5 protein-coding genes are annotated in these 7306 nt (G+C 61.5%); 2 read left to right on the top strand and 3 right to left on the bottom strand.

Features of this window, described 5'->3' with window-relative positions:
- Positions 1-174: 174 nt before the first annotated feature.
- Together cysS and B2S33_RS11750 are read right to left on the bottom strand one after the other, a co-directional pair.
- On the bottom strand, positions 175-1557 hold the full coding sequence (gene cysS, locus B2S33_RS11755) for a cysteine--tRNA ligase (RefSeq protein ID WP_049696079.1): 1383 nt from the start codon (positions 1555-1557) through the stop codon (positions 175-177).
- Positions 1558-1566: 9 nt separating this feature from the next.
- Positions 1567-3270 carry a glutamine--tRNA ligase/YqeY domain fusion protein gene (locus B2S33_RS11750; protein ID WP_027915572.1) on the bottom strand — a complete coding sequence of 568 codons (1704 nt, stop codon included), beginning with the start codon at positions 3268-3270 and terminating at the stop codon, positions 1567-1569.
- Between the two features lie 250 nt (positions 3271-3520).
- On the opposite strand from B2S33_RS11750, the gene B2S33_RS11745 reads away from it, so the two are divergent.
- A complete protein-coding gene (locus B2S33_RS11745; protein WP_059184067.1) occupies positions 3521-4021 on the top strand; it encodes a peptidylprolyl isomerase in 501 nt (166 codons plus the stop codon).
- Positions 4018-4740, top strand: a complete 723-nt coding sequence (locus tag B2S33_RS11740; RefSeq protein ID WP_145281110.1) for a UDP-2,3-diacylglucosamine diphosphatase — start codon at positions 4018-4020, stop codon at positions 4738-4740. The genes B2S33_RS11745 and B2S33_RS11740 overlap by 4 nt, the downstream gene beginning before the upstream one ends.
- A 142-nt stretch (positions 4741-4882) precedes the next feature.
- Here B2S33_RS11740 and B2S33_RS11735 read toward each other — a convergent pair whose 3' ends face one another.
- A complete protein-coding gene (locus B2S33_RS11735) occupies positions 4883-7210 on the bottom strand; it encodes an acylase (RefSeq protein ID WP_414707715.1) in 2328 nt (775 codons plus the stop codon).
- Positions 7211-7306: the final 96 nt, after the last annotated feature.

The following is a 7306-nucleotide window of genomic DNA, read 5'->3' as shown; positions in this document are numbered from 1 at the left end:
GTCGCGATCTGCGGCGCCTGGACTACCGCGCGCTTAGAAGCAGAAGCAGAAACAGAAGCACGTAGCGGTAAGGACAAGGACAAGGACAAGGACAAGGGCGACTAGCTTGGCAACCTTGGAGTCGAGGCGCGCTAGACATGGGTTGCGAGCAACCCAATCAGCTCGCCCCCCAGATCAGTCCGCCAACCGCCAGGTCGTCCCGCCTTTGCTGTCTTCAAGCACCACACCCATGGCCGTCAACTGGTCACGGATGCGATCAGACTCACCCCAGTTCTTGTCGGCCCGCGCCTGCAACCGCGCCTGGATCAAACCCTCGACCTGAGCTGCGTCCACCTTGCCTTCAGCGCCCGCACGCAGGAAGTCATCGGCCTCCAGCTGCAACACACCCAGCACGTCACCCAGCTCACGCAAACGCCCCGCCAAGCCTGCCGCTGCAGACACATCGCTCTCGCGCAGGCGGTTGATCTCGCGGACCAGATCGAACAACACGGCGCAGGCTTCCGGCGTACCGAAATCGTCGTTCATCGCAGCAGTGAAACGCTCGACGAAAGCATCCCCACCGCTGGCCGGAACACGGGGCAGGCCACGCAAGGCGTGGTAGAACCGCTCCAGTGCGCCCTTGGCATCACGCAGGCTGTCCTCCGAATAGTTGATCGCGCTGCGGTAGTGGCTCGCCACCAGCAGATAGCGCACCACTTCAGGGTGATACTTTTCCAGCACGTCACGAATGGTGAAGAAGTTGTTCAGCGACTTGGACATCTTCTCGCCGTTGATGCGAATCATGCCGCAGTGCATCCAGGCGTTGGCGTACGGCTTGCCGGTTGCAGCTTCGCTCTGGGCAATTTCGTTCTCGTGGTGCGGGAACTCAAGGTCGCTGCCGCCGCCATGGATGTCGAAACTCTCACCCAGGCAGCACGTGGACATCACCGAGCACTCGATGTGCCAACCAGGCCGGCCAGGCCCCCAGGGTGACTCCCAGCTGGGTTCGCCTGGCTTGACGCCTTTCCACAGCACGAAGTCCAACGGGTCCTGCTTGGCCTCGCCGACCTCGATCCGCGCACCAATGCGCAGGTCTTCGATCTTCTTGCGCGAGAGCTTGCCGTAACCCACGAACTTGCCGACGCGGTAGTACACGTCGCCGTTGCCAGGTGCATACGCATACCCTTTGTCGATCAAGGTCTGGATCATGGCATGCATGCCGGCAATGTGATCGGTGGCGCGCGGTTCCTGGTCCGGAGGTAGGATGTTGAGGCGGCGTTCGTCCTCATGCATCGCGTCGATCATACGGGCGGTGAGTGCGTCGAAGGTTTCTCCGTTCTCGTTGGCCCGGTTGATGATCTTGTCATCGATGTCGGTGATGTTGCGCACGTACGTCAGGTTGTAGCCGCTCTTGCGCAACCACCGGGTGGCCAGGTCGAAGGCCACCATGCTGCGACCATGGCCCAGGTGGCAGTAGTCGTAGACGGTCATGCCGCAGACGTACATGCGCACGTTGTTGCCGTCCAACGGTTTGAACGGCTCCTTGGTCTTGGTCAGTGTGTTGTAGATCGTGAGCACGATGGTTCCTCAGCTGCCCCAGGAGTCACGCAATGTGACGGTGCGGTTGAATACCGGGCGGCCCGGCTGGCTGTCCTTGAGGTCAGCACAGAAATAGCCTTCGCGTTCGAACTGGAAGCGATCTTCTGGCTGCGCCTGGGCCAGCGAGGGCTCAGCACGGCAGCCGCTGAGCACTTGCAGCGAATCGGGGTTGATGTTGTCGAGGAAAGTGCCACCCTCCTCGGTCTTCTCAGGGTTCGCCGAACGGAACAACCGATCGTACAAGCGGACTTCGCACTCCACGCTGCCTTCGACCGGCACCCAGTGGATCACGCCCTTGACCTTGCGGCCTTCGGGGTTCTTGCCCAGGGTGTCGGGATCGTACGAGCAGCGCAGTTCGACGATGTTGCCATCGGCGTCCTTGATCGCCTCGTCGGCGCGGATGACGTAGCTACCGCGCAGGCGCACTTCGCCGTTGGGCTCAAGACGTTTGTAGCCCTTGGGCGGCTCTTCCATGAAGTCGTCACGGTCGATGTACAACTCGCGTGCGAACGGCAGCACGCGCACCCCCATGTCTTCCTTGGGGTGGCGCGGCAGCTCGAGCTGCTCGGTCTGGCCTTCGGGATAGTTGGTGATCACCACCTTCAAAGGGCGTAACACGCACATGGCGCGGGGTGCAGTGCGGTCCAGATCGTCGCGGATGCAGAACTCCAGCATGGACATGTCGACCACGCCGTCCGAGCGGTTGGTACCGATCATTTCGCAGAAGTTGCGGATCGATGCTGGTGTGTAGCCACGGCGGCGGAAGCCCGACAGCGTGGACATGCGCGGGTCGTCCCAGCCCTCGACGTGTTGCTCGTCCACCAGTTGCTTGAGCTTGCGCTTGGAGGTGATCGTGTAGTTGAGGTTAAGACGGCTGAACTCGTACTGGCGCGGATGCGCCGGCACCGGCAGGTTGTCCAGGAACCACTCGTACAGCGGCCGATGACCTTCGAACTCCAGGGTGCAAATGGAGTGGGTGATGCCTTCGATGGCATCCGACTGGCCGTGCGTGAAGTCGTAGTTGGGGTAGATGCACCAGGTATCACCTGTCTGGTGATGGTGCGCATGGCGGATCCGGTAGAGGATCGGGTCCCGCAGGTTCATGTTGGGCGACGCCATGTCGATCTTGGCGCGCAGCACGCGCTCGCCGTCCTTGAACTCGCCGGCCTTCATGCGCGCGAACAGGTCGAGGTTTTCCTCCACGCTGCGCTCGCGGAACGGGCTGTTCTTGCCTGGCTCCTTGAGGCTGCCGCGGTATTCCTTGGCCTGCTCCGGGGTGAGGTCGCACACGTAGGCTTTGCCCTGCTTGATCAGCTCGACGGCCCAGGCGTGCAGTTGGTCGAAGTAGCTGGAGGCATAGCGAACGTCACCGGCCCAGTCAAAGCCCAGCCACTTTACATCGCGTTGGATGGCATCGATGTATTCCTGGTCTTCCTTGGCAGGATTGGTGTCGTCAAAACGCAGGTGACAGACACCCCCGAACTCCTTGGCCAGGCCGAAATTGACGCAAATCGACTTGGCATGTCCGATGTGCAGGTAGCCGTTTGGCTCTGGCGGGAAGCGGGTGACGATGCTGGCGTGCTTGCCCGAGTCCAGGTCGGCCTGGATGATCGGCCGCAGGAAGTTCGCAGGGACAGCGGGGGCGCCTTTGGCAGCGGCGTTGGGCGCGTTGTCGGCAGTGGGCTTGCTCATAGGATCCTTGAATGCACGTAGCCGGCCTGGGTAGGCCGAATGAATCAAAGGGCCTATCATAGCCGAAGCAGTCAAGCTGCCGACAGTCGGGCTCCGCCAAACTGGCGTGTTTTATCACGCCTTTTTGCCGCAGCCTTGGCAAAATGGCGCAAGCGCGCCATGTGTCCCCAACACCTGATGCCGCGTCTGGTTAGTAATCAGCGCCCAGCGCATCCCAATTTCCGATTGCCTTGAAAAAGCGAGTTTCAGCATGTCCAAAGTCAAACTGAGCACCAACCACGGCGACATCGTCCTGCAACTGGACGCCGAGAAAGCGCCGCAGACGACCGCGAACTTCGTGCAGTACGTCAAGGAAGGCCACTACGACGGCACCGTTTTCCACCGTGTCATCAAAGGCTTCATGATTCAGGGCGGCGGCTTCGAAGCCGGCATGTCCCAGAAGAAAACCCGCGCCAGCATCCAGAACGAAGCCGACAACGGCCTGAAGAACAAGAAGTACAGCATCGCCATGGCGCGCACCATGGACCCGCACTCCGCCTCGGCGCAGTTCTTCATCAACGCCTCGGACAACGATTTCCTCAACCACAGTGGCAAGAACACTCAGGGCTGGGGCTACGCCGTGTTCGGCGAAGTGATCGAAGGCCGTGAAGTCGTCGACGCCATCGAGAAGGTTGCCACGGGCTCGAGTGCTGGCCACCAGGACGTACCCAAAGACGACGTGATCATCGAGAAAGCCGAGATCATTGAGTGATACTGCTGATCTCTGATCTGCACTTGCAAGAAGAACGCCCGGACATTACCCGGGCGTTTCTTGATCTGCTCGAAGGTCGTGCTCGCCAGGCCCAGGCACTGTACATACTGGGCGACTTTTTCGAAGCGTGGATCGGCGACGATGCCATGACCGCTTTCCAGCAGTCGATCTGCCAGGCCATGCGCCGACTCAGTGACAGCGGTACAGCGGTGTACCTGATGCACGGCAACCGCGACTTTCTGATTGGCCAGGCCTTTTGCGAGGCCGCAGATTGCACCCTGCTGAGCGACCCCTGCGTGGTGGAGTTGGGAGCAGAACGGGTGCTGCTGATGCACGGCGATACCTTGTGCACCCGCGACCTGGGCTACATGAAAATGCGCCGGTTACTGCGCAACCCTGTAAGCCTCTGGTTGCTTCGGCACCTGCCGCTGTCAGTTCGGATGAAATTGGCACGCAAGCTGCGCAGCGAAAGCCGCGCACAGACGCAAATGAAGTCCACGGAGATCGTTGACGTCACGCCCGAGGAAGTGCCCAAGGTCATGGCAGCGCACCACGTGCGAACGCTGGTGCACGGCCACACCCATCGTCCGGCGATTCACAAGCTGATGGTGGACGGGGAGCCGGCCCGGCGCATCGTGCTGGGCGACTGGGACAAGCGGGCCTGGGCCTTGCAAGTGGACGCGCAAGGGTTTCAGCTGGCGCCGTTCGAGTTTCCCTGAGCGCTTGAGCTCTACCTGCTCGACAACGGGATAGCCCGCCTGAGCGCAGCATCAGGCGTCGGCCTGATGCTCATACGCAACGCGCGACGCTCACAGTCAAGGCATGCGGGAGACCAGCAAGGCTCGTCTCCCTTACCGACAATCACTGAACGCCTGGCCGCTCATCTCGCTCACGGATAATCATCGCCCGGTACGCCGGATCGGCCTTAATCTGCTTCTCTGTAAACGGCATATCATGCAGCTGACCAGCGGCGAACGCCTTGGTCTGATCGCTGGCATGCGGCGAGGCCGCCTCGCTCGATTGGGAGAACGCCAGCAGACCGCGTGCCTTGGGGCCATCGTCGGTGAAGCTGACCAGCTGTAGGTAGCTGGTGCCGCTGACAACCAGACGCTTGCCCTGCCCCATCGGCACACTGTACATGGCGTTGTACACGCCAAGCGCCTGGGGGCCGCCCGGCACTGGCGTGCCATCATGGGCCTGTTGCACCTGCCCCCACCGCGCCATCGGGTCGATCCCCTCCTCGGCCACTTGACGGAGCGAGGCAAGGGCCGCCTGATGAACCACCTTGCTCACCGATGCCTGCTCCACCGCTAAACCACGCGGGGTATGCACGGGATCGTTGCGATCGAACGCTACTCGCCATACCTGCGGTTGTTGCTCAAGTGCATCGTAGATGTTTTGAAAGTGCACCAGCCCCATGTTGCTCTGCTGGTTGGCCTTGCCGTTCCAGCTGGCCAGGCTACGGCACACTGGCTCGACATCTGTGGGGGCACGCTTGCACCAGTTCAACAGATCCGGCAGCAGCAAACGCGCAAGGTAGACTTCATCATCGGTCACCATGCGCTGCAGGTCGTCCACACCAAGTAGCGCTTTGCCTTGCAAACGTTCCAATGCGAAACGCCCGCGCATGCCCAGAGGCTGATCACTGCGGCTGACCAACGGGGAGTAGCCTGTCAGCGGCTGCGCAGGGTTGGTCATCCAGGCTGGATCATTGGAATTCTGGACGAAGTCATCGCGTTCCAGGCGCGGCATGAGTTCAGCCGGAACCGTACCGGGTTGGGCGGCGCGGCCGTCAACCTTCCAGTTACACAGGCTGCGGGAACCGTCGAGCACGACCAACGGGCCTGCGTGTTCGCCCCCGCAGGCATCGAGCAATGCCTGGTCGACATAGGGCACCACCGACTGGTTCAGGTAGGTCGTCTTGCCACCTTCATCCACAGCGACGGTGTTGACCCATGGAATGCCATGCAGCTGCTCGACGGAACGCGTCAGCGCCGCCACGCTGTCAGCGCGATTGATCTGGTACCACTGCTGCAAGACGCGGGTGTTGTCGCTGTTGGCATCGCGCAGGCTGTAAGCCGTATGTCTGTCCCAATCCAACCGCCCTGGCCACTGGACGATCGGGCCAAATGACGAGCTGTACAGAACACGCTCAACTTTCTGCAATCGGCCATCGGCGGCCTTGACCATGATGCTGATGCTTTGACGGGTCAGCGGCAGCGACTTGCCGTCGAGCATGTATCGGGTTGGGTCCTTTGGATCGAGTTGCAGGCGAAACAGGGTGAAATGCCTGGACGTGTCGACGGTGTGGGTCCACGCAAGGTGGCGATTGAAGCCAATATTGACCATCGGCAGGCCTGGCAGCGCTGCGCCCATCACATCGAGCTCACCGGGGATGGTCAATTGCATCTGGTAGAACCGCATGCCTCCCACCCAAGGGAAATGCGGGTTGGCCAACAGCAAACCTCGGCCATTGAGCGAACGCTGGGCACCCACTGCAATGGCGTTGCTGCCGCGCTGGGTGGCAAAGCGTTGCTGCTGCTCCAACGCTTGCCCATAAGCGACGGCGGGTCGCTGGGCATCGTTCTGGGGCGGGTGCGCCCCGGCCAGGGCCTCGACGAACTGCCCGACCCCACCTTCTGCAAGTAACCGCCGGGTAAGCTTGACCAGGTCTTGGCTGGTGATGGCGCGCACCCACGCGCCATCTCCACATTCCGCAGGCAAGCCCTGCTGACGCCGCTCGGCCAGTGCTCGATTGAAACCACTGGCATAACCCGCCAGGAGGGCCTGGATGGCAGCGGGCTGTGCCTCCAGAAAGGCCTGCACCTGAGCCGGCGCGTTGAGCCACGTGAAGAACACATCGCTGGCCAGGTTCTCGCGCTGGTCCACGGTCTGGCCTTGGCTACCAAAATAGCGCGAGCGCTCACCACTGACCGTCAGCACCTGGTCAGCCAGCAAACAAAGGTTGTCCTGGGCATAGGCATAGCCAATGCCATAACCGAGCCCTCTTTCGTCTTTGGCCACGATATGCGGCACGCCATAGGTAGTGCGACGGATCTGGGCGCTGGCGTCTTGCGCTACGGTTTCGGCCTGTGCGGTCAAGGCCGCAACCATGAGCGCTGCGGCTAAACCGGCACAACGACTTGAGCGGATAAGTGGGGACACGGGCACTCCTCGAATACGGTTCATGCCGGTGAAACGAACGAACGTGGGTAGAGTTTAGGCGGCCTCCGCGCTCAGGCCTGGCACCAGCGCGCAGAGCCCAAGACATGACTGGAGAAGAGG

This window comes from Pseudomonas sp. UBA5568 (assembly GCF_002425525.1).
Taxonomy (GTDB): domain Bacteria; phylum Pseudomonadota; class Gammaproteobacteria; order Pseudomonadales; family Pseudomonadaceae; genus Aquipseudomonas; species Aquipseudomonas fulva.
The sequence above is the reverse complement of the archived record's forward strand: the minus strand, read 5'-3'. Positions and strand labels throughout refer to the sequence as shown.

Coding starts and splice junctions, on each gene's coding strand:
- B2S33_RS11750 (WP_027915572.1), bottom strand. CDS start 3,270: ATGAGCAAGCCCACTGCCGACAACGCGCCCAACGCCGCTGCCAAAGGC.
- B2S33_RS11745 (WP_059184067.1), top strand. CDS start 3,521: ATGTCCAAAGTCAAACTGAGCACCAACCACGGCGACATCGTCCTGCAA.
- B2S33_RS11735 (WP_414707715.1), bottom strand. CDS start 7,210: ATGAACCGTATTCGAGGAGTGCCCGTGTCCCCACTTATCCGCTCAAGT.